At 39.5% G+C, this 19,777-nt stretch carries 25 protein-coding genes and 1 other annotated feature; of the genes, 2 read left to right on the top strand and 23 right to left on the bottom strand.

The window, feature by feature from the left end:
- Positions 1-73 precede the first annotated feature (73 nt).
- Positions 74-1,543: a putative polysaccharide biosynthesis protein gene (locus AC6CH1_RS10760; RefSeq protein WP_251686689.1), complete on the top strand. Its 1,470-nt coding sequence runs from the start codon at positions 74-76 to the stop codon at positions 1,541-1,543.
- On the opposite strand, the gene AC6CH1_RS10765 is transcribed toward AC6CH1_RS10760, so the two are convergent.
- The 8 genes from AC6CH1_RS10765 to AC6CH1_RS10800 form a co-directional block, all read right to left on the bottom strand.
- Entirely contained in the window at positions 1,523-2,164 is a 642-nt protein-coding gene (locus AC6CH1_RS10765) for a DUF421 domain-containing protein (RefSeq protein WP_251686688.1), read from the bottom strand. The genes AC6CH1_RS10760 and AC6CH1_RS10765 overlap by 21 nt on opposite strands.
- A 97-nt stretch (positions 2,165-2,261) precedes the next feature.
- Entirely contained in the window at positions 2,262-2,522 is a 261-nt protein-coding gene (yajC, locus tag AC6CH1_RS10770) for a preprotein translocase subunit YajC (protein ID WP_251686687.1), read from the bottom strand.
- Positions 2,523-2,651: 129 nt separating this feature from the next.
- The gene (gene tgt, locus AC6CH1_RS10775; protein WP_251686686.1) at positions 2,652-3,806 is read right to left on the bottom strand and encodes a tRNA guanosine(34) transglycosylase Tgt; all 1,155 of its coding nucleotides are present in this window, start codon (positions 3,804-3,806) and stop codon (positions 2,652-2,654) included.
- A gap of 117 nt (positions 3,807-3,923) precedes the next feature.
- A complete protein-coding gene (gene queA / locus AC6CH1_RS10780) occupies positions 3,924-4,961 on the bottom strand; it encodes a tRNA preQ1(34) S-adenosylmethionine ribosyltransferase-isomerase QueA (RefSeq protein ID WP_427708897.1) in 1,038 nt (345 codons plus the stop codon).
- A gap of 15 nt (positions 4,962-4,976) precedes the next feature.
- The gene (gene ruvB / locus AC6CH1_RS10785) at positions 4,977-5,981 is read right to left on the bottom strand and encodes a Holliday junction branch migration DNA helicase RuvB (protein WP_427708895.1); all 1,005 of its coding nucleotides are present in this window, start codon (positions 5,979-5,981) and stop codon (positions 4,977-4,979) included.
- A 15-nt stretch (positions 5,982-5,996) separates the two neighbouring features.
- Complete coding sequence (gene ruvA / locus AC6CH1_RS10790; RefSeq protein ID WP_427708893.1) at positions 5,997-6,617, bottom strand: Holliday junction branch migration protein RuvA; 621 nt, start codon at positions 6,615-6,617, stop codon at positions 5,997-5,999.
- A 153-nt stretch (positions 6,618-6,770) separates the two neighbouring features.
- On the bottom strand, positions 6,771-7,553 hold the full coding sequence (locus AC6CH1_RS10795) for a phosphotransferase (protein ID WP_251686683.1): 783 nt from the start codon (positions 7,551-7,553) through the stop codon (positions 6,771-6,773).
- A gap of 50 nt (positions 7,554-7,603) precedes the next feature.
- Positions 7,604-8,662: a LysM peptidoglycan-binding domain-containing protein gene (locus tag AC6CH1_RS10800; RefSeq protein ID WP_498317458.1), complete on the bottom strand. Its 1,059-nt coding sequence runs from the start codon at positions 8,660-8,662 to the stop codon at positions 7,604-7,606.
- A gap of 103 nt (positions 8,663-8,765) precedes the next feature.
- Here AC6CH1_RS10800 and AC6CH1_RS10805 point away from each other — a divergent pair, with 103 nt between their 5' ends.
- On the top strand, positions 8,766-9,314 hold the full coding sequence (locus tag AC6CH1_RS10805; protein ID WP_498317460.1) for a transcription repressor NadR: 549 nt from the start codon (positions 8,766-8,768) through the stop codon (positions 9,312-9,314).
- A 52-nt stretch (positions 9,315-9,366) separates the two neighbouring features.
- Here AC6CH1_RS10805 and AC6CH1_RS10810 read toward each other — a convergent pair whose 3' ends face one another.
- The 15 genes from AC6CH1_RS10810 to AC6CH1_RS10880 all read right to left on the bottom strand — a co-directional run bounded on the left by AC6CH1_RS10810 (position 9,367) and on the right by AC6CH1_RS10880 (position 19,695).
- Entirely contained in the window at positions 9,367-10,659 is a 1,293-nt protein-coding gene (locus AC6CH1_RS10810) for an FtsW/RodA/SpoVE family cell cycle protein (RefSeq protein WP_498317461.1), read from the bottom strand.
- Positions 10,649-11,044: a helix-turn-helix transcriptional regulator gene (locus AC6CH1_RS10815; protein WP_427708885.1), complete on the bottom strand. Its 396-nt coding sequence runs from the start codon at positions 11,042-11,044 to the stop codon at positions 10,649-10,651. Before AC6CH1_RS10815 ends, AC6CH1_RS10810 begins: the two co-directional genes overlap by 11 nt.
- Complete coding sequence (locus tag AC6CH1_RS10820; RefSeq protein ID WP_498317463.1) at positions 11,037-11,582, bottom strand: sigma-70 family RNA polymerase sigma factor; 546 nt, start codon at positions 11,580-11,582, stop codon at positions 11,037-11,039. Before AC6CH1_RS10820 ends, AC6CH1_RS10815 begins: the two co-directional genes overlap by 8 nt.
- 233 nt (positions 11,583-11,815) lie before the next feature.
- Entirely contained in the window at positions 11,816-12,205 is a 390-nt protein-coding gene (locus tag AC6CH1_RS10825; protein WP_251686672.1) for a thiol-disulfide oxidoreductase DCC family protein, read from the bottom strand.
- Between the two features lie 10 nt (positions 12,206-12,215).
- On the bottom strand, positions 12,216-13,088 hold the full coding sequence (gene pheA / locus AC6CH1_RS10830; protein ID WP_427708880.1) for a prephenate dehydratase: 873 nt from the start codon (positions 13,086-13,088) through the stop codon (positions 12,216-12,218).
- A gap of 175 nt (positions 13,089-13,263) precedes the next feature.
- On the bottom strand, positions 13,264-13,719 hold the full coding sequence (gene thrR / locus AC6CH1_RS10835; protein WP_008405215.1) for a transcriptional regulator ThrR: 456 nt from the start codon (positions 13,717-13,719) through the stop codon (positions 13,264-13,266).
- 17 nt (positions 13,720-13,736) lie between these two features.
- Entirely contained in the window at positions 13,737-15,026 is a 1,290-nt protein-coding gene (gene obgE / locus AC6CH1_RS10840; protein ID WP_427708878.1) for a GTPase ObgE, read from the bottom strand.
- A 12-nt stretch (positions 15,027-15,038) separates the two neighbouring features.
- A complete protein-coding gene (locus AC6CH1_RS10845) occupies positions 15,039-15,554 on the bottom strand; it encodes a Spo0B domain-containing protein (protein WP_251686665.1) in 516 nt (171 codons plus the stop codon).
- 201 nt (positions 15,555-15,755) lie between these two features.
- The gene (gene rpmA / locus AC6CH1_RS10850) at positions 15,756-16,052 is read right to left on the bottom strand and encodes a 50S ribosomal protein L27 (RefSeq protein WP_008405208.1); all 297 of its coding nucleotides are present in this window, start codon (positions 16,050-16,052) and stop codon (positions 15,756-15,758) included.
- Between the two features lie 13 nt (positions 16,053-16,065).
- Complete coding sequence (locus AC6CH1_RS10855; protein WP_008405207.1) at positions 16,066-16,407, bottom strand: ribosomal-processing cysteine protease Prp; 342 nt, start codon at positions 16,405-16,407, stop codon at positions 16,066-16,068.
- A gap of 16 nt (positions 16,408-16,423) precedes the next feature.
- Positions 16,424-16,732: a 50S ribosomal protein L21 gene (gene rplU, locus AC6CH1_RS10860; RefSeq protein ID WP_251686663.1), complete on the bottom strand. Its 309-nt coding sequence runs from the start codon at positions 16,730-16,732 to the stop codon at positions 16,424-16,426.
- 14 nt (positions 16,733-16,746) lie between these two features.
- Positions 16,747-16,824 (bottom strand) — a sequence feature (ribosomal protein L21 leader region).
- Between the two features lie 45 nt (positions 16,825-16,869).
- Positions 16,870-17,481, bottom strand: a complete 612-nt coding sequence (locus AC6CH1_RS10865) for a site-2 protease family protein (RefSeq protein ID WP_251686661.1) — start codon at positions 17,479-17,481, stop codon at positions 16,870-16,872.
- The gene (locus AC6CH1_RS10870) at positions 17,482-18,021 is read right to left on the bottom strand and encodes a hypothetical protein (RefSeq protein WP_498317466.1); all 540 of its coding nucleotides are present in this window, start codon (positions 18,019-18,021) and stop codon (positions 17,482-17,484) included. It abuts the gene before it with no gap.
- Positions 18,022-18,141: 120 nt separating this feature from the next.
- Positions 18,142-18,939 (bottom strand): septum site-determining protein MinD, encoded by a 798-nt coding sequence (gene minD / locus AC6CH1_RS10875; protein WP_251689989.1) that lies wholly within the window; start codon positions 18,937-18,939, stop codon positions 18,142-18,144.
- Between the two features lie 87 nt (positions 18,940-19,026).
- On the bottom strand, positions 19,027-19,695 hold the full coding sequence (locus AC6CH1_RS10880; protein WP_251686659.1) for a septum site-determining protein MinC: 669 nt from the start codon (positions 19,693-19,695) through the stop codon (positions 19,027-19,029).
- Positions 19,696-19,777 lie beyond the last annotated feature (82 nt).

A 19,777-nucleotide genomic window follows, 5' to 3' on the forward strand; every position in this document is an offset into this window, starting at 1 on the left:
TGAATGAAATTAAATTGAGAAGGGAGAAAGTAGAAGTTATTTGGGCTCATTTCTAAAAGGAACATTATTTTTAATGTTTGTTATATTTATTTCAAAATGTCTTGGGTTTATGTACAGAATGCAGTTTATGCGTATTGCCGGGGAGGAAGCGGTCGGGCTTTATATGACGGCTTATCCGACATTTATATTTTTCATTTCGCTTATTCAATTAGGTATTCCGATTGCCATTTCCAAGCTGATTGCAGAATACCATGCGAAAAAGAAAACGGAACATGTCACATCCGTAATGAAAACGGCAATCAAAATTTCGGCTATTTCAATTATTTTATTTAGCCCATTCATTTATTTTGCTATTCCGTATATCGCAAAAGTGCTTTTACATAATGAAAACCTTATTTTTACTCTTTATATTAGCCTTTTCACAATTCCGATCGTAATCTTTTCAAGTTTAATAAAAGCATATTTGCAAGGTTTAGCAAAAATCGCACCAACTGCATGGGCACAGCTTCTTGAGCAGCTTGTACGGATTGGTCTCATTGTCGTATTGTTACCTTATTTCATTTCGGAATCGCCTGCATTGACAGCAGCAGCCGCTATGGGGATAACAGCAATTGGTGAGATTTTTTCATTACTGTTTTTGGCAATTTTTTATAAACGCTCGAGTAGAATGTTCAAGAAGGGATCAACAGGCACTTCCTTTACAAAACCGATTTTTAATATTGCATTGCCATCAGCCGGCAGTAAATTATTTGGTACCTTTACATGGTTTTTGGAACCAATCATTTTCTTAAAGGCACTGACGGTTTCAGGATTGGCTGCAGGCGCGGCAACTACATTGTACGGTATCATCTCAGGTGTGCATATACCATTACTCTTGTTTCCGGCTTTCATACCTGCTGCATTGGCAATTGTACTCATTCCTGCCGTTAGCAGCGCACTAGCCAGCAATAATTACCCGTTGCTGAATAAACGCATTACACATTCATTACGACTATCTTCTTTAATTGGCTGTATGGCCGCTACTGTGTTTTTCATACACGGCGATGAGTTGACTATGGTACTGTTCCATCTTGAGGAAAATCGTGGCTATATGAAAATATTGGCTCCTATTTTTTATTTTTATTATATACAGAGTCCGCTTCATTCCATCTTACAAGCACTAGATGAAGCACAGGCTGCCATGATGAATTCCATCTATGGAGGAATAGGGAAACTGTTTTTACTGTTTTTCCTTGCCTCACAACCTGCCATTCAGGAAAAAGGCGCGATTATCGCTATAGGCTTTGGCGTATTAATTACGTCCTTCTTACACATTGCTTCCATTAGGCAGCAGAAAAAGATTAATGTAGGTTTCCGCTTCTTCGTTCTGCCGTATGGTATTTTCATCCTTACTTGTTTTGTACAGCCGATTATCGCTGCCGGCATGCCGCTTATCGTAAGCGTTGCAATTACGATTGGGTTTGTCTTGCTGTTACTGTTCATTACAAAACAAATCCGTTTTAACGATTTCCATTATCTTCGTTCAATATTTTCGCGCTCGTAATTGGACAAACCACTTTCCGTCTTCATAACTGCAGTAGAATATATCGCGTATATTGGGATAACCGTTTACCAATAATTCATGAACGAGCCATTTTTCATCTTTACCAATAATTTTTAAATGTCTTTTGTCAACATAGCCATCCAAAATGAGAGGTAAAATAAATCCGCCCTGATCTTTTTGGTAAATCGATAGCTTTCCGGATTGCTCCAAAAAAGCGTAGGCAACATCCTGCACAGAGCATACTCCCTGTTCACGTAATTGCTGGAGTAAATCATCGAGATTATAGCGCTGCTTTTTCATTTCCGCTTCACAAATATATCCGTCGCGGATAACAAGCGACGGATCACCTTCAATAAAATCGCGCAGTTTTTTATTTTTTAATATGAGCCAGGAATTTAAATATTGAATCAAAAATAATAAAATTATCGGTAAAATGGCTTTAAAGAACTGCCTGTCATAATCGTCTAAGGCGATTGCAGCTACTTCAGCCATCAATACGAATATTGCCAAATCCACAATACTGAGCTCACCAACTTCACGTTTGCCCATAAGGCGGAAAACAACTAGTAAAATAATATATAAAACAATTGTTCGAAATATAATTAATGTATAATCTTCCAATTGATTCACCTCTCATACAATAGCTTGTTCGAAATTGCATGAAAAATACAAAAAAGCTTGTGGAAAATTAAAATCCACAAGCTTTTTTATGTAACGTTTAAACCGATTCTATACGGCCAATTGCTTGGCGTTCGAATTTTAAACGTGTATTTCCGTCAACTAATAAAAAGACAGTCGTATCTTCAATTGCATCTACTTCTCCGTGTAAGCCACCTACAGTAACTACTTTATCACCACGTTTTAAGCTGTTTTGCATAGTAGCAGTTGCTTTTTGACGTTTTTGTGCCGGACGAATTAAAATGAACCACATCGCAACGAACATTACGATAATCGGTAAAAATTGTACTAAACCTTCCATTTTCAAATTGCCCCCTTTCTCTATCTCTTTCTCACTTACCTAGTATAGTATAGAATTGCACGTTTTTGCGCAAAAAAACTCTTTTTTTTCTCAAAAAATTATATTGAATTTCGAATTTCGAACATATTTTTAGAAATTTTTAGCATTCGGTTTATTGTAACCGTACTTTTCAAAGAACTCTTCTTTGAAATCGCCTAGACGGTCTTCGCGGATAGCCTGACGTACATCTTCCATTAATTTAATAAGGAAGCGCAGGTTATGGTATGACGTTAAACGTAAACCGAACGTTTCTTCCGTACGTAATAAATGACGCACATAAGCGCGCGTATAGTTTTTACATGTGTAGCAGTCGCAATTTTCATCGATTGGCGTAAAGTCTTTTGCATATTTTGCATTTTTGATAACCATACGACCTTCAGATGTCATTAATGTACCGTTACGTGCAATACGTGTTGGTAATACACAGTCAAACATATCGATGCCGCGCATTGCTCCATCGATTAACGAATCCGGTGAACCAACACCCATTAAATAGCGCGGTTTATTTGCCGGCATCATAGGTGCAGTAAATTCCAATACTTTATTCATAATATCTTTAGGTTCACCAACTGATAAACCGCCGATTGCATAACCCGGGAAATCCAGCTCCACTAAAGCTTCAGCCGATTTACGGCGCAGCTCTTCATATTCTCCGCCTTGAATAATACCGAACAGTCCTTGCTCGTCAGGACGTTGGTGTGCTTCTTTGCAGCGTTTTGCCCAACGTGTTGTACGATCAACAGATGCTTCCATGTATTCGTATGTCGCAGGGAATGGTGGACATTCATCAAATGCCATCATAATATCAGAACCTAAGTCGTTTTGGATTTCCATCGCCTTTTCCGGTGATAAAAACAGCTTGTCTCCATTTAAATGGTTACGGAAATAAACGCCTTCTTCTTCGATTTTACGGAATTTTGATAATGAAAATACTTGGAAACCGCCTGAATCCGTTAAAATTGGACGATCCCAGTTCATGAATTTATGCAGTCCGCCTGCTTCTTTCACGATATCATTTCCTGGACGCAACCATAGATGATATGTGTTTGACAGAATAATTCCTGCATTCATTTCTTTTAATTCTTCTGGGCTCATTGCTTTTACTGTCGCTTGTGTACCGACCGGCATAAAAGTCGGTGTTTCAAATGAACCGTGTGGTGTATGGACAATACCTAGTCGTGCACCTGTCTGGGCACATGTTTTAATCAATTCATAGCGAATTGGTGGTTGTTTTGTTTCAGTCATAATATAAAAATCCTCTCGTTTCTAAAGTAAACACAGTACTTCGAATGAAAACACCTACTAAATTTAGTAGGTGTTGCACAAATCATTATTGTATATAGGTTTTTGTTTAATTGCAAATTACTTAGCCGGGCGGATAAACATGGCATCGCCAAAGCTGAAGAAACGGTATTTTTCCTTAACTGCCTGTTCATAAGCGTTCATAATTGTTTCCTTTGAAGCAAGTGCGCTGACAAGCATTACTAATGTCGACTTCGGTAAATGGAAGTTTGTAATCAGGCCATCGATTGCTTTATATTCATATCCCGGATAAATGAAAATATTTGTCCATCCTTGAGAAGCGACAATTTTACCGTCATTTTTCGATGCGACAGTTTCAAGTGTACGAGTTGAAGTTGTCCCTACCGATATAACTTTGCCCCCTGCTTGTTTAGCACGTTCAATTACAGCCGCTGCCTCTTCTGTCACACTGTAAAATTCAGAGTGCATATCATGGTCCTCAATCGAGTCCACACTTACAGGGCGGAATGTACCAAGTCCTACATGCAGTGTAATAAATACGACTTCAACACCTTTTGCTTTAATCGCTTCAAGTAAAGGCTGTGTAAAATGCAGACCCGCTGTTGGTGCAGCTGCAGACCCGCGCTCTTTTGCATAAACCGTTTGATAACGGTCTTGGTCATCCAACTTTTCACGGATATATGGCGGTAATGGCATTTCACCAAGCTGATCTAAAATTTCATAAAAGATTCCGTCATATGTGAATTTAAAAGTACGGCCGCCATGATCCAGCTCACCCGTACAAATTGCCGTTAATAGTCCATCGCCAAAAGTAACGACAGTGCCTGTTTTCACACGCTTTGCAGGCTTTACTAACGTTTCCCACTCATCGTCATTTGTCTGTTTTAACAGCAGTAACTCAATGTTCGCACCTGTATCAGCTTTGACACCCATTAACCGTGCCGGCAATACACGTGTATCATTTAATACAAGGCAATCCCCTGCATTTAATTCATCTAAAATATGACCGAATGTGTGATGTTCCACTTCAAGCGAGTTCGGATTTACTACCATTAGACGACTCGCTGTACGGTCCAATAGTGGTGTTTGGGCAATTAATTCCTCTGGTAAATAAAAATCAAAATCTTCTACTTTCACGTTCAAAACTTCCTTCTATTCATTTTGTGTCGGCGGATAACCGAAATGGTCGTAACATAGATTTGTCGCAATTCGACCGCGTGGTGTTCGTTGGATAAATCCGATTTGCATTAAATATGGTTCATATACATCTTCAATTGTAATACGCTCTTCCCCGATTGATGCCGCTAATGCATCCAATCCGACAGGACCCCCGCCGAAGCGTTCAATCATTGACTGCATCAGTTTATGATCAATATGATCAAGGCCACGAGGATCAACTTGCAGCAGCTCGAGTGCCTGCTCAGCCAAACTTGTGGAAACAATGCCATCTGCCAATACTTGTGCATAGTCTCGGACACGTTTTAACAATCGATTTGCAATACGAGGTGTCCCACGGGATCTGCGGGCAATTTCAAATGCCGCATGCTTATCGAGCGCAACACCGAATAATTCGCCGGAGCGGACAACAATCTCAGCGAGAGACTGCTCATCATAATATTCCAAGCGCGATAATACACCGAACCGATCACGAAGTGGAGCAGATAAAGCACCCGCTCTCGTTGTTGCACCGACGAGTGTAAATGGCGGCAATTCCAATCGGATCGAACGGGCTTCAGGACCTTTTCCGACAACGATATCAAGACAGAAGTCTTCCATTGCAGAATAAAGCACTTCTTCAATCGCTCTAGGCAGGCGATGAATTTCATCGATAAAAAGTACATCCCCTGCTTCAAGGGAGCTTAAAATCGCTGCTAAATCCCCAGGCCGTTCAATTGCAGGACCGCTCGTCATCTTTACATTTACATCCATCTCATTTGCAATGACGATCGCTAACGTCGTCTTCCCTAAACCTGGTGGACCATAAAGGAGAACATGGTCAAGACTTTCCTGACGTAGCTTAGCGGCTTCGATAAAGATTTTAAGGTTTTCTTTCACTTTATCCTGGCCTATGTATTGCGCTAGACGTTGTGGTCTTAAAGATAGCTCAAACTGCTGCTCGGCATCTGTTGCTTCACCAGAAAGTACACGGTCTGACATGATTCTCACTCCTTTTTATTTCAATTTCAACAACAGCTTTAATGCCTGTTTAATATAGGCGTCTGTCGTCGTTAACTTTTCGTCTTCACTTAATTGGGATCTGATTTTATCTAATTCTTTTTCTGAATAGCCTAAAGCGACAAGTGCCAGCATCGCTTCCTGCAACTCATGCTCATTCGGATTCACTCCAAATAATGGCAGTTCATTTTCGGCGCTCGGTAATTCGACGTGATCAAGCAGCATGTCCAGTTTCCCTTTTAAATCGAGAATCATTTGACGAGCTGTTTTCTTCCCGACACCCGGGAAACGGATTAAAAATGCTTCATCTTCCATTTCAATTGCCTGGATGACTGAAGTTGGATTTCCGCTCGCTAAAATAGCAAGCGCACCTTTTGGACCGATACCTGATACTTGAATCAGTTTTTTAAATAATTCACGTTGCTCCAAACTATTGAATCCATATAAATTTTGGGCATCTTCACGTACTTGTAATGACACATAGATTTGCTGTTCACTTGCAGATGTACGGAATGCAAATGGATTTGGTGTATAGAGCATCCAGCCAATGCCTTGTTGCTCTAATACAATATATTCTGGTGTAACCCTAGTAACCTGTCCCTTTAAATAATCATACATCGTTTTATCCCTCACATTTCTCGCTCTATTATAGCATAAGAACTGTGAATTACCGAACGTATGTTGCACCAAAAAAGAAAAGACCGTCTTTAAAGACAGCCTTTAATAGTTTATCATATTCTTCTCCATCTAACATCGATTATAAACTGCCAATCAGTTTTGCAATGAATCAATTTGTCTTGCAAAAGAATCATAATTTTTCATCCAGTCATAAACAATCGATTGAATAAACGGATAGCAGGAAAGCTTTTGTCGATCGCTGAGTTTCAAATAAAATAGACATTCCCTTAATATTTCATTCGGGAAAAACAGATAATGAAGCTTTTCCTGCGCTTTATGCAAATAATGATGGTCATTTACAAGTGGCTGGACCTCATACTGAACATGTGGTAATACGCGATGAAGCCATAAAATAATTTCATCTGACGCCTCTCCTAAAGAAGCTAAATCAAAATCAATAAGTTTCACGTCTTCACCACGTAGCATCACATTATGATGAACAACATCCCCATGTAAAATCGTTTGCTTTTCACTCGGAACTGTAATTTGAGCCATTAAACCTAAGGCATAGGAAGCATGATTGACTAAAATATCATAATTGCTTTTTAATAAACGTCTTAGTTCTCTTTCATGATTGATAAAACGTTCAAATCTCCTCGTCCACTTCTCCTGTAATTGATACGTGGACAAGATGCCCGTTTCCGCCCAAGGAATGACTTCATTTGTTTCATGCAGTTTTTCGATTGCATGGAGGGAAAGCTGCTGATGTTCAAAACGTTTATACTCCGCACTTTTTCCTTCAAACCAAAACTGCTTTAATATATGTGGCTCTTCATTTTCTATAAGTGGAATATGATATGGAAATTGTATATTTTCAAGCTCTCGATGAATCGCTTTAACTTTCTGCGCAACAAAACCATTCTCATAGTACTTCATAAAAAAGGACCCTTTATGTGTATCCCACTTCCAGCAATTTTCTTTAATTACTATTGACATGATTTCGGCGGATGTGGCATTGGTTGCATTTGAGGCATCTGATTTGATGGATATGGCATCATTTGTGGGTGACAGCAAGGGTTTGGTTGACGCATCATGTGATCAATCTCTTCATAATACTGGTGTACTAGGTGATCCTTATCCTGGCAATGATCTCTCTTCAACGATGATTCTTCATGGAAAATCGGCTGCATCTGCATTTGCATAGGCACCGACATCGGCATTTGTTCCATATACATATTTGGCTGCATTTGCATTGGGGATTCCATTGCCATTTGGTTACATTTCGAACATCCAGGCATTTGTGGCATTGACATTGGTTGCATCTGCATTGGAGATTCCATGGCCATTTGATGACATTTTGAACATACAGGCATTTGTGGCATCGGCATTGGCATTGGCATGTGATGACATGTTGGACACATAGGCATTTGTGGCATTGGCATTGGCATGTGGTGACACGTTGGGCACACAGGCATTTGTGGCATTGGCATTGGCATTGGCATCGGCATTGGCTGGATATATTGCGGTTGTTCGATAAAAATCGGATGCTGTGGTTGCTGCGGAGGTGGTTGAACAACCGGTTGCTGTGGCATTGGCATTGGTTGCGGTACTGTCACCGTATTTTCAAATGTCGGCTGAACATGTACATTTGTTTGCCAACTCGGCATTGGCATCGGCTGTGGTTGCTGGAAATAAATAATATCCCCTTGCCAAATTGGCTTTTGCGGCTGTGGCATCGGCATTGGAGCTGGTGCTGGCGCTGGTGCCGGCTTAACCATTTGCTCTTTTTTCGGTGCTGGGGCTGGTGTTGGCGCTGGTGCCGGTGTTGGTACCGGCTGCTCTTTAACAGACTTTGGCTGTTCCTTCACAGGATGGTGCATTTCTTTTTTCGCTGTCGTGTCCGGTAAATAGATTTCCATTCCCGGAACAATATAGTCAGGGTTTGCTAAATGGGCATTTAATCGCTTTAACTCATCAAAGCCAACCGCGTATTGCTTCGCGATTTTCCACAAAGTGTCTCCCTTTTGAACAATATGAACGCGCACTTCTTTCCTCCTTTTCTCGTAATAGCATATGCACAAATTGTGCTATTGCCACAATGTTCACGCTTAGTTAGTGGTAAATATGATAAGATGAAAAGGAACTGGTATGCTAATTGAGGTGAATATATTGAAAAAATTATTAGGTGAAGAACGGCGTCTGGAACTGCTTGCATTGTTAAAAATTGCTGAACAGCCAATGACAGGTACAGAATTGGCGAAGCATACAAATGTTTCAAGACAAGTCATCGTCAATGATATGAATTTATTGAAAGCACGAAATGAACCGATTGTAGCAACAAGCCAAGGGTATATTTATATGCACAATGTCCAACAAACACGCCTTCAGCGAAAAATTGTCTGTATGCATAATCCAAATGAGGCAAAAGAAGAACTTTTCATACTGGTCGATTGTGGGGTTACGGTCGAAAGCGTTATTGTCGAACATCCGGTATATGGAGAAATTACCGCTTCGATCATGGTATCTAACCGCTTGGAAGTTGAGCATTTTGTGAAACGCGTTCAGGAAACTAATGCATTGTATCTTTCTGCATTAACGGATGGTACACACTTACACGTTATTAGCTCGGCTTCGGAAGAGAGTTTGAATCTGGCTGAAGCGAAATTACGCCAGCGCGGCTTTTTAATTGAAAACTAAGTTAAAACAGCTTATTCAAAAAGACACTTGTCAGATGAATAAGCTGTTTTTCTTATGAATAATCCCGTTGTAATCCATTTCTAAACAATGTTTTCCGGCGATAAACACTTAATGCAATCCCGATAACAAATGAGTTTAATAGGAGCGGTGTAAAACCATAACTTATAAAAGGAAGCGATAATCCGATAATCGGTAACCAGCCAAGTATCATGGCAACGGAATATCCAAACTGCATGCAATAAAAAGATACTGCTCCAATTACAAGCATTTTGCCATAGGAACGGGTTAATCGGTTCACTTTCCAAAGTATACGAATGGCGATTGCAAATAATACCGATACGATAACAATCCCCGCAATATATCCAAAATCCTGAATTAGCAGTACTAAAGCAAAGTCTGTATGCCCTTCCGGAATATAACGAATTTTCTCTGCCCCAAACCACCCTGCTTCATTTAGTGCATTTTTAACTGCCAAATAAATATAGCCTTCCGTTGTTGCATAGCTAGATGGATCCAAAAATGCATAAAACCGTACAAGCTGATAATCGTGCAACCGAGGAATGATAAAGAACATGCTACTCACTATGAACCCGATTACCGCTAAACTTGTCACAAGTTTTGTCTTGGCGGAATAGTCGCTAACAAAAAATAATACCGTCACTACCCCTGCATAAATGAGGGCTGCTATCAGGCTTGGTGCACTTAAAATAAACCATAACGGCAAAACAAATAACACAATTAACTGCCAGCTTTTAAGTTTTCTCTGCGTAAAAAAGCCTGCCCAAGCAATGAGCAGCAATGGTAAAACGGTCCAAGCTTGAATCTGTATCGGTCCTACCATTAAATAGCTTTGCCCTTGTACCATAGTTGTCGGAAAATAATTTAATATCATTAACAAAATAAGTGCACCAAAATATATAGCTAGACTGAAGCGCTCCAGCTTCCGATAATCGATATACATCAGTGCTGCAATCAATATTACGGCAAATAGAAGGTGCAGCCATTTATTTCGAATAAAATAATCGGTCATATCAACTCCAAAAATGATGGTACTGTCAAATGATAATATCGGGATAAAACTTGCACCTAAAAGAATGGCAACTAAACTAATCAGCAACCAGTCAATTTTCGGCCGGTGGATTTTGTCCATGGATTTTCCGATTTCAGACGCCGACCCCATTTCTTCGATTGCTTTTCGTTCGGCCTCCTCCGGTGTATACCCTTTTTTCATCCATGCATTTTTCGAATGTTCTATATGGTGCTTTAATTCGCCATATACATGAACCTGAGCTTCCTTTGACCGAATAAAGGCGGTTACTTTACTTAAAAACCTTTCACTCTGCATGCATGCGCACCCCCAATAGACGTTCCTTCATTGTCAGTTTCACATGCCCGCCTTGCTGTAATTGTTTTTTACCTGTCTTCGTTAACTCGTATCGCTTAACGCCTTCCTTCCAATTGGCAAGCACATATCCATCGCTTTCCTGTTCGTGAAGAATTGAATAGATCATCCCCTCGTTGTTGACAACATCATGTATCCCTCTTACATGGAGTAATTGCGTAATTTCAATACCGGACTTCGCTTCAAAAAGTAGTGATAAAATAACCTTTTTCAACTCCTCAGCGCTTAACTGTCGCTGAACATTTTCTTTATGCTGCTCTGTGAACTTCGTGCTGGAAAATGCAGTGCGATCCATCGCTTTTTTCAAATTTTTTAAACGATCATCCATTTTCTTCACGCTCCAGATGTTTTTTTAATAGTTGCTTCCCTTTTCGAAGCCTCGTTTTTACTGTGCTCTCGTTAATTTGCAGTACATCAGCCATTTCCTTCATCGTCTGATCTTCGTAATAACATAAATAAATAACTTCACGGTATTTAATCGGCAGCGCCATGACCGCCTTTACTAAGTTATCATCTTCCTGTTGCTGGATGACTTCCTGTTCAACGGAAATACTGCTTTCCACTTGCATAAAAGCTTCATCATCTTTAGCTTCAACATTTTTGGCATACCAGCTTTTCAGATAATCTTTTGAATGGTTAATTGCAATGCGCCAAAGCCATGTTTTTAACGATGATCCGTATTGGAAAGAAGGAAGTGCCCTGTAGCATTTCACGAAAATTTCCTGTGTCAGATCCTCGGCAATCGAGTTGTTATGTACATATTGCATGACAAGCTTTAATACGTCGTCTCCGTAATGTTGCATTAGTTCATCTATAATCGCTTCATTTGATAAGTTAGCGGTATCATTTATTAAATAACCTTCCACCGGAATACCTCCTTTCATCAATTAGACGAGCTCCGTTATTGGAAAGTTTGATTTCTTGACGGAATTTCTAATATATTTGCAGATTTTCTAATATAAATTTTTATCTTCTAATAAAATGGCGATTTTCTAATATATCGCCCGGAATAAGAGGCAACATTGTTCCATTAAAAAACCTGATCGATCCTAACAATCAAAAAATGCACTCCGCATGAAGCGGAGTGCACCTGTACATTTTATAAAAATCGTTTTCGCTGTTCTGGTGACGGTAACATGCATTCCTGCTTTTTCCCGAACCATTTGTAGCGGTTTTTTGCAATCCAGCGATACACAAGATCGCGAACCGGTTTTGGTACAACGATAAATACATAAAACAACTTCCATAAACCTGATAAATTTCGTGTAATATTAAGTGCGGCCGTCGATTCCGTATAATGCCGGTCATTTTCTATAAACACAATGCTGTCCGTTGTTTCCGGCACATCATACTTTTTCAATAAAGCTACTCCAATATCACTTTGAAGCGAGGCAAACTGAAACAATGCTTTCGGGTCACGTTTTATAATAAACTGGACACTTGCATCACAGACATTGCACTCTCCATCAAATAATAAGATTCGTTTCATGCTTTTCACCTCATTCCGGAGTGGCATATGTATAATATGTCCCGAGTGATTTCACTTTGCAGCCTAGCGCAATCAATTCTGCCATAGCGCCTTTCATCATCGGTTCCTCTTCATCTGCTAGTATATCAGTTATGAAGAAATAATTCCCGAGTCCTGTTTTCAGTGGTCGTGATTCAATTTTGCTCAAGTTCAGTTTACGCCATGCAAATACCGAAAGTACTTGATGAAGCGCACCAGACACATCTGTAGGTAATGTAAGCATAAATGTTGTTTTCGGCTGTGCCTGCAACGGTACTAAACCATGCTTTATATTTTGCTTCGATAAAACAAAGAAGCGCGTATGATTAAAATGGAAATCATGGATATTATGTTCGAGTATATGTAAATTATATTTCTCAGCGGCAGAAAAGTTCGCGACAGCAGCGATACATCGGTCTTCCGTACGGGAAACAAGTTCAGCTGCGGCAGCTGTTGAAGAATACGATGTCTGTCTTACGTCACCATGATTGTAATATAGATATTTATGACACTGTGCCAAAGCATGCGGATGTGAATAAATCTCCTCGATTACCTCGTTATTTTCTGCGAATTTTTTATTTACTAATAAATGTTGCTGGATTTTCGACATGACTTCTGCTGTAACGAAAAGCTCGGATTCATGATACAAATAGTCAATTGTCAGTGGGACAGAACCTTCCAGCGCATTTTCTACAGGGACAACCGCCAGTTCGACTTTCCCCTCAGATACAGCTTCAATGCACTCCGGGATGGATTTGTACGGGATATGCCAATCATGCGGGAACAATCCCTTTGTCGCCAAATATGTAAATGATGCTTCCGGACCTAGGTAAGCAACTCTTTTTTCCCAATTTTTTTCTGACATTAATAAGCACCTCGATTATAAGTTCTAAATTTTCTGGAAATTCATCCTATAAGAAAAGCTGTCCAATATGCCCTAAAACCTATTGGACAGCAATTTTTATTTAATTATATTCTGATGGAATTGCACAGGGACATCTCACTTTTCCCTACAAGCAACATCGCGCTTTGAAGAATAGTTAAAATGCGCCTGAACTGATTACTTCAGCAGATTCGATAAATTCAAGTTGATTTAAGCTGCGAATAAGTTCATCCAGCTCATAAGACATGCTTGTCACATCTAAAGAAAGCGTCACATTGGCACGTCCTTGAATGGGAATCGTCTGGTGAATCGTCAGTACATTGCAATGGGCATCAGATACAGTTTCGAGTAATTTGGCAAGTGTACCTTTTCGATCTTGCAATTGAATGAAAACCGTTAAAATACGCTCTTGCACAATCGAATGGAAAGGAAAAACTGCATCCCGATATTTATAAAATGCGCTGCGAGATAAATCCACTTCTTTTACCGCATCCCAAATGGATGAAACAGATCCTTTTTGCAATAATTGTTTTGCTTCCAATGTTTTTTGCATCGCATCTGTCAGGACATCTTCACGCACTAAATAATATCGCTGATTTGCTACGTTTTTCATCGTCATCCCCCACTTAATTAGTCGACAAAGTCAAATTCGAATTCCATTAAACGTACAGTATCGCCATTTTGAGCACCGCGTTTACGTAACTCTTCATCGACACCCATCGCACGTAACTGGCGAGCAAAGCGTCGAATACCATCTTCACGGCTGAAGTCTGTCATTTTGAACAGGCGTTCGATTGTGTATCCTGATAGAACATATGCACCATCATCATCACGTGAAATTTCGAAGTCGCCGCCTTGACCTTCATGCTTGTACATTACGACTGCATCCGACTCTTCTTCAAGAACATCATGTAATAAGAACTCCGGTGTCACTTCTAAAAGATCCGCAATTTCAAATAGTAATGGCTTTAACCCTTGACGTGAAACTGCTGAAACAGGGAAGATTTTTACATCCTCTCCTACTTTCTTTTTAAACTCTTCCAAGTTTTCTTCCGCATTCGGCATATCCATTTTGTTCGCAACGATAATTTGAGGACGCTCAAGTAATCGTAAATTATATTGTTCAAGCTCGTTGTTGATTGTTACATAATCATCATAAGGTTCGCGGCCTTCCATACCGGACATATCGATTACGTGTACGATGACACGTGTACGCTCAATGTGACGCAGGAACTGCATCCCTAATCCGACACCTTGGTGTGCGCCTTCGATTAGACCAGGTAAATCTGCCATTGCGAATGAACGGCCATCATCAGTTTCCACCATACCTAAGTTCGGTACTATCGTTGTAAAGTGATATGCGCCGATTTTAGGTTTTGCAGAAGAAACAACAGATAGTAATGTTGATTTACCTACTGAAGGGAAACCAACTAATCCAACATCCGCCAATACTTTTAATTCTAAAATTACTTCCAGTTCCTGACCTGGCTCGCCTTTTTCGGCTAATTCCGGTGCAGGGTTAGAAGGTGTCGCAAAACGGCAGTTACCGCGTCCGCCACGGCCTGCTTTAGCAATAATTGCTTGTTGGCCATGTTCAACTAAATCGGCAATGACTGTTTTTGTTTCAGCATTCATTACAACCGTTCCCGGTGGCACTTTAACGATTAAATCTTCTGCACGACGACCGTGCATCCCTTTACTCATTCCGTGCTCACCACGTTCAGCTTTGAAGTGACGTTTGTAACGGAAATCCATTAACGTACGTAAACCTTCTTCTACTTCAAAAATAACGTTACCGCCACGTGCTCCGTCTCCACCTGCTGGACCACCATTTGGTACATACTTTTCACGACGGAAGGCGACCATTCCATCCCCGCCGTCTCCACCTTTAACATAAATCTTTACGTGATCGACAAACATTTCTTTCACTCCTCATATGTGAAGAACATATTTCCAACTTGTATTCGTTTGTTCATATGTTTCCACATTAAAAATATTCTGTTCTATTGAAAATGGCGTCTGTTCCCATTTTCCCTTTAAATGAAATGAAATATTCCATTTATCTTCATATGTTTCGATGTTTAACAGTAATTGATGCTCTTCATATGGATCAAGCTTGTCGTAAACATGAATAATTGTGTTTTCCAAGTATTGAACAATCGCTTCATCGTACTTGCTTTGTATTGGTGTACTTACATCACTTGTCATGTTTAGCTGTAAAGCCGGATAACGCCAACATAGGGTATGAAGCCATTCAACTGTTTTTGTTAATTGAAGTCGATTGATGTTCGAAAGTATTTTACAATGTTCAGACTGGTCAAAAATCACCTTTTTTGCCTCGTCCACTCGTCCTAAATCTAAGTTCATCTGGATCAAATGAAGCTGATTCAAATAATCATGATTTGCAAAGCGCAATGCTTCACTTACAGTTAATTTTGAAACGGTCATTTCACACACTCCGTATTCCAATATTATTAGTATAACAAGTATTTCATCTATTTTCCTTCCATACTTCATACTCATACATATTCAATACTTAAGAAAATTTCAATCATCCATTTCCATAAAGGCATCTCTGTACTCAACTATGAATTTGAGTAAAAACTTAAAAAAAGGACTGCAATAAATGCAGTCCTTTCATTGCAAGAATTATGCTTCTTGAGCTGTAGGGTATACAGATACTTTTTTCTTGTCGCGACCATAGCGTTCAAATTTAACAACGCCGTCAACTTTTGCGAATAATGTATCGTCACCACCGCGGCCTACGTTTGTACCTGGGTAAATTTTTGTACCGCGTTGACGGTAAAGAATTGAACCACCAGTTACGAATTGACCATCAGCGCGTTTAGCACCAAGGCGTTTAGACTCAGAGTCACGTCCGTTTTTAGTAGAACCTACACCTTTTTTAGATGCGAAGAATTGAAGATCTAAAGTTAATAATAACATTCTGTTCCACCTCCTAGATCATTTTATATTTCAATTCGATATATTCTGAATAGCTCGCAGTCATTGTATAGAACTGTGTCACCATTGTGTTCAGAATAACTTGTAATTTAGCGTCTGTTTCATCATTCAGTTCAGCTTGTGGAACAGTTACTTTCAAGTAACCACCTTCAGCACCTTGTTCGATTTCAGGAGTAATTCCTGTAATTTGCGGGATTGCGTTTACTGCACCAAAGGCAACAGCAGAAGCACCTGCACAAACTAAATCACGACCATAGATATCCGATAAAGCATGTCCTGAAATTTCAAATCCATACGATTTACGATTTTCATCACTATAAATAGTTACTGTAATCATGTCCGTCACCTACTTATTAAGCGTTGATAGTTTCAACTACTAATTTTGTATATGGTTGACGGTGACCTTGCTTACGACGGTAGTTCTTTTTCGCTTTAAGTTTGAAAACAGTAATTTTCTTTTGCTTACCTTCTTTAACAACTTTCGCTGTTACAGTAGCGCCAGCAACTGTTGGAGCTCCAACTTTAACTGTTTCTCCACCTACGAATAAAACTTTGTCAAAAGTAACGATTTCGTCAGCAGCCACACCTAGTTTTTCAACATAGATTTCTTGACCTGCTTCAACTTTGATTTGTTTACCACCAGTTTCGATAATTGCGTACATTAAAATGCACCTCCTCTTAGACTCAGACTCGCCCGGAATTGCAGGTGACCTATAAAGGTACTTAAACCTGTTCAGCGCGGTTGCAGTAGCACGGGTGCTACAAACAATAACATTAAAATACTACCACACCGAAATTATCAAGTCAACCGCTTCATTACTATTTTTTCAAAAGCAGCACGGTATTTTCGATATTTCCAATCTCCAATTACTTTGCTCCATAAAAAGAGGCTTATAATTGCTAAAGATAAAGTTTGCGGCAATAAATATAATAGTACGATAATTGTTACCGTAAGTAAATAAAAAGAAGCCGTTAAATAAAATTCGAAAATTTTAGAAAACGGCCGCCGTTTCAAAATGCTGAAACATACTATTCTTCCACCATCAAGGGGCCAAATAGGAATAAGATTAATAGCTAAAATAAATAACTGCACCTCTATTAACCTCGCACTCAGCATATCAGGCAGAAATAAACTGATAAAAATCCCCACACATGTTGCAACCGGTCCACCAATAGCGATAATGATCAGCTGCTGATAGGATAACTGCAATTCATCCTTAATCGTCATCTCCCCGCCATACGGAACAATTTTACATTGCGTTATTTTGGCTCCGACTAGCTTTGCAGCGATAAAATGACCTAATTCATGAAATAATAGCGAAACAATAATAATACTGTATAAAGCAATATCACCATATAAAACAATTGATAAGAGCAGTAACAAAAATAATGGATGAATCGTGACTTTCATCTAAATTGGCTGTTCCTTTAGCCAGCGAATCGTTTCTTCCATATTTAAAACTTCCCCGTTACGTTCAATCTGAATGTAGAGTTCCCCGCTTTTTTTCGTTGCGACGACAGTTCCTTTTGTTACTGTCGTGTATGGTAATACATAGAAGTCGTCCACAAATCCAAATGTAACCGTATCCCCTGTATCATAAACAACCGAGACCGTTTTTCCGTTATATTTTGTATGGCCCGTAAACACAATCAATCCATCATACAATGCATTTAATACGAAAGGTTCATCATACACGAGTAAATATCCGTCATTAAAACGATCAATCGTCTCAAACAGCTGTAATTGACTAATCGATACATCTGCACTAACAGGGAGCTGCTGGTCTTCATTAGACAACATATTCACAACCGCTTTTCGCATCATGACTAAATCATCTGAACTATAGACAATGGAATGAATGACACGTTTTGTAGCGATATCCCCATAATAATTACAGCTATAAATAATAACAAAGACAATACTCGCGATGAGCCACTGCCATTTTTTCAAGCTCACCATCCAATCTTTTTGCACTAGTATATGTCAGGAACGACAATACAATTCAAGAATGCCTGTACATAGAAAAAAAGCTGTAAAGGATAATTGATTTTATCCCATACAGCTTACTTCTTATTTAAATAATGCTTTTATTTTTGCGAAAACGCCTTTTGGCTGATCATCTTCCAAGGACATTAACGGCACAGAATCACCTAATATACGGCGTGCGATATTACGGTATCCCAATGACGCTTTGTTGTTCGGATTCATGACAATTGGTTCACCTTTATTGGATGAACTGATAACATCTTCACTATCAACGATGATTCCCAATAAATCAATCGATAAATGAGTAGTTACCTCTGTGATATCCATCGCATCTCCGGTGTTCATCAAACTTTTACGGATTCGGTTAATAATAAGTTTCGGCGGTTCGATCGGCTCCTGCTCCAGCAAACCGATAATTCTATCCGCATCTCTTACTGCTGAAATTTCAGGTGTCGTCACAACAATGGCACGATCCGCACCAGCGACCGCATTGCGGTAGCCTTGCTCAATACCAGCCGGACAATCAATTAAAATATAGTCAAACTCACGCTTCAACTCATCAATTAAAGCTTTCATCTGTTCAGGATTGATGGCGTTTTTGTCTGTGTTTTGGGCAGCAGGCATCAAGTATAGACGTTCATCTACACGTTTGTCCTTTACTAATGCCTGATGCGTTTTACAGCGGCCTTCAATTACGTCCACTAAATCATAAATGATTCGATTTTCCAAGCCTAATATAACGTCTAAATTACGCAGTCCGATATCCGTATCGACTAGACAAACTTTCTTTCCTTGAAGTGCCAATGCCGTTCCTAGGTTTGCAGTCGTAGTAGTTTTCCCTACTCCACCTTTTCCTGAAGTTATAACGATTGCTTCTCCCACATTAGCGGCCCCTTCCTTATATAAGGTAGCTTTTTGAGCTCCAGTTTCATCAGTATTCTTAGAGAATAATAATTCTTCATCACTCATTTAGCTTCCTCCTTTGAATGTTGATAAATTCGGTCGTACATTTCTTATTTCCTGGATTCTATCATATGCTATTACATTATTTTCTCCAAGATAGGCAAAAATTTGATCGGTATTGTCTAGTATATATTGCGTCTCGTTCGTCATTACTTCCACATAATTCCCAATTAATATATGTGTTGGTTCAAAATGTGACGCGGATACAATTGCTTGTTCATTGCCACCCATGCCTGCATGCACAATGCCTTTTAACTTACCCGCAATATGTACATTACCCCCTGCCTCAATACGTCCGTTTGGATTGACATCACCTAACACAAGTATATCACCCGTTACACGAATCGTTTGTCCGGAACGCACAATACCTACATATGTTTCAAAGCGACTTGTCTCAAGCAATTTATGGCTTTCTTCTAATGTAATGACATCACTTTGAATTTTTTTCACACATAGTTTTTGCTGTTCTTCCACAATATCAGTAAGCTGGTCTTTTTGCTCTTGTGTACAGTAACGTTTTCCTAAGTGCAATTGTACATCTATTTTACCATCAAGATGGCCGTCTGTAACTTTTTTTCCAAGTTCTTCTACCAACTCGGTAAAAGAACATTGGTCATCCAAACGAAGAACTAACCCATCTTTTGTTCCTTTAATATGGATAAGTTGTTTTTTCATAGCTTTTTCAAGTCACCTCGCGCTACATAATAACGAAAAGAAAACAATCGGATTATAGGTCCGTTTTGTTTCTTTTCGTTTT

This window comes from Solibacillus sp. GQ1 (assembly GCF_059758555.1).

Coding starts and splice junctions, on each gene's coding strand:
- ruvA (WP_427708893.1), bottom strand. CDS start 6,617: ATGTATGATTATTTAAAGGGACAGGTTACTAGGGTTACACCAGAATAT.
- AC6CH1_RS10825 (WP_251686672.1), bottom strand. CDS start 12,205: ATGAAACGAATCTTATTATTTGATGGAGAGTGCAATGTCTGTGATGCA.
- tgt (WP_251686686.1), bottom strand. CDS start 3,806: ATGACTGAAACAAAACAACCACCAATTCGCTATGAATTGATTAAAACA.
- obgE (WP_427708878.1), bottom strand. CDS start 15,026: ATGTTTGTCGATCACGTAAAGATTTATGTTAAAGGTGGAGACGGCGGG.
- pheA (WP_427708880.1), bottom strand. CDS start 13,088: ATGTCAGAAAAAAATTGGGAAAAAAGAGTTGCTTACCTAGGTCCGGAA.
- AC6CH1_RS10760 (WP_251686689.1), top strand. CDS start 74: ATGTTTGTTATATTTATTTCAAAATGTCTTGGGTTTATGTACAGAATG.
- AC6CH1_RS10865 (WP_251686661.1), bottom strand. CDS start 17,481: ATGAAAGTCACGATTCATCCATTATTTTTGTTACTGCTCTTATCAATT.
- AC6CH1_RS10810 (WP_498317461.1), bottom strand. CDS start 10,659: ATGCAGAGTGAAAGGTTTTTAAGTAAAGTAACCGCCTTTATTCGGTCA.
- thrR (WP_008405215.1), bottom strand. CDS start 13,719: ATGAAAAACGTAGCAAATCAGCGATATTATTTAGTGCGTGAAGATGTC.
- AC6CH1_RS10880 (WP_251686659.1), bottom strand. CDS start 19,695: ATGAAAAAACAACTTATCCATATTAAAGGAACAAAAGATGGGTTAGTT.
- AC6CH1_RS10845 (WP_251686665.1), bottom strand. CDS start 15,554: ATGACCGTTTCAAAATTAACTGTAAGTGAAGCATTGCGCTTTGCAAAT.
- ruvB (WP_427708895.1), bottom strand. CDS start 5,981: ATGTCAGACCGTGTACTTTCTGGTGAAGCAACAGATGCCGAGCAGCAG.
- rplU (WP_251686663.1), bottom strand. CDS start 16,732: ATGTACGCAATTATCGAAACTGGTGGTAAACAAATCAAAGTTGAAGCA.
- rpmA (WP_008405208.1), bottom strand. CDS start 16,052: ATGTTATTATTAACTTTAGATCTTCAATTCTTCGCATCTAAAAAAGGT.
- AC6CH1_RS10855 (WP_008405207.1), bottom strand. CDS start 16,407: ATGATTACAGTAACTATTTATAGTGATGAAAATCGTAAATCGTATGGA.
- AC6CH1_RS10815 (WP_427708885.1), bottom strand. CDS start 11,044: ATGGATGATCGTTTAAAAAATTTGAAAAAAGCGATGGATCGCACTGCA.
- AC6CH1_RS10795 (WP_251686683.1), bottom strand. CDS start 7,553: ATGAAGTACTATGAGAATGGTTTTGTTGCGCAGAAAGTTAAAGCGATT.
- AC6CH1_RS10805 (WP_498317460.1), top strand. CDS start 8,766: ATGCTAATTGAGGTGAATATATTGAAAAAATTATTAGGTGAAGAACGG.
- yajC (WP_251686687.1), bottom strand. CDS start 2,522: ATGGAAGGTTTAGTACAATTTTTACCGATTATCGTAATGTTCGTTGCG.